Here is a 1384-nt window from a genome sequence, read left to right as displayed (position 1 = left end):
AACCCGGGTGTGATGCATTTGCTATAGCAGGTAAAGTACAATTTAAAGAAACGTATCTAGTAGGCTTATTGAAATTGCTATGAATGATATTTATTAAATATGTGGTAAAAAATGTATTTTTAGTTCCATGTAATATCTAGATTTAGATGTGTTTTATTATATCTAATTTAAATTAAAGGAGAATGAAAATGAAAAAGTTTTTTACATTTGCAGCAGGTGCAGCATTATCTCTTTCTTTATTTGTAACAAATGAAAAGGTTTCAGCGGCTTCTGAAGAAACAGTGGATTCTCTACAAGTAGAATCTTTTAAAGAGCACGTTTTAGAATCCATTCGAGATGAATATCCAAATGCGCAATTTATTGATTTAACGCCTGAGGAATATGAACAACAGCAAAAATTACAAGATACTTTCAGTATTACACCTTATGCCCCTGCACCACCTTTAACGTATTTACAAGTTTATGCAGCGATATCGACTAATTATCCAACATATGAGTACTTTAGTGCAAATCAGACATCCACTCTCCAAGATCATGGTGGAGGTGAATTGTACATTGTGACAGAAGAACTTGGGTATGGATATCTTAGAACAGCTAAATTAAATGGAATTAATTTAAAAGAGCAACAAAGCCAATTTATAGACAGAAATGGCGATAAAATAGTTGATGGTTGGTATGTGTGGTGGAATGCAAATGGTTATGAAAATGGGACATTTAATTATCAAAATACATCTACAAATTATCCATGGAACTTAATGTCTGACAATATGTATATTAAATAAAGTTGAGTTTTTCGGAAACGAGGTATTGTATGAGAATTGAGTCCTTAGGAAGTATGTCATCCTACTATCCTTCAATTAAATCATCACAAGCTGATGTAAATTACGAAAAAGCACCTTTAACAGTAAGCTCAAAAGATAATGAAATCGAGAATCAGTCGAATGAAGATATTTATGAGGAACTTTCAAGTAAGTATGATGTGCGAAATGCGACATTTGAAGAAATTGTAGATATAGCTGATACCTTATACTCAGTAGGGGAGATTTCATTAGTGGATGTTGCTATTTTAACATTTGACTATGGTCGAGCGACGCAGTCTATAAAGGCAGCTACGAAAGGCTCAGTTTCGCCAAATTTTGATATGTATGAAACAGTAGCGAATGAGATGGGAAAAAGGGATTGGATTGCCGAGTTTGAGGCACGAGCTATAAAAGATCTCCAGTATGGTAACTTAATTGGCCATTCAGATAAAAAGAAAATACTTAACATTTTACAACAATTAGAGAGATAAGAGCTGGTTGAATAATACTTAAAATATAAAAGCAACGTATTACCAGTTTCATTAATTTAGATAGTGTATGGAGAGCAAAATATTTTTTGCTCT

2 protein-coding genes are annotated in these 1384 nt (G+C 32.8%); both read left to right on the top strand.

Annotation, left to right across the window (positions count from 1 at the left end; translation table 11 throughout):
• Nucleotides 1–188: 188 nt before the first annotated feature.
• Entirely contained in the window at nucleotides 189–782 is a 594-nt protein-coding gene (locus tag AC3II9_RS21435) for a DUF4879 domain-containing protein (protein WP_489158717.1), read from the top strand.
• Nucleotides 783–811: 29 nt separating this feature from the next.
• Entirely contained in the window at nucleotides 812–1291 is a 480-nt protein-coding gene (locus AC3II9_RS21430; protein ID WP_489158715.1) for a hypothetical protein, read from the top strand.
• Nucleotides 1292–1384 lie beyond the last annotated feature (93 nt).

This window comes from Lysinibacillus sp. RU7 (assembly GCF_057837305.1).
The sequence above is the reverse complement of the archived record's forward strand: the minus strand, read 5'-3'. Positions and strand labels throughout refer to the sequence as shown.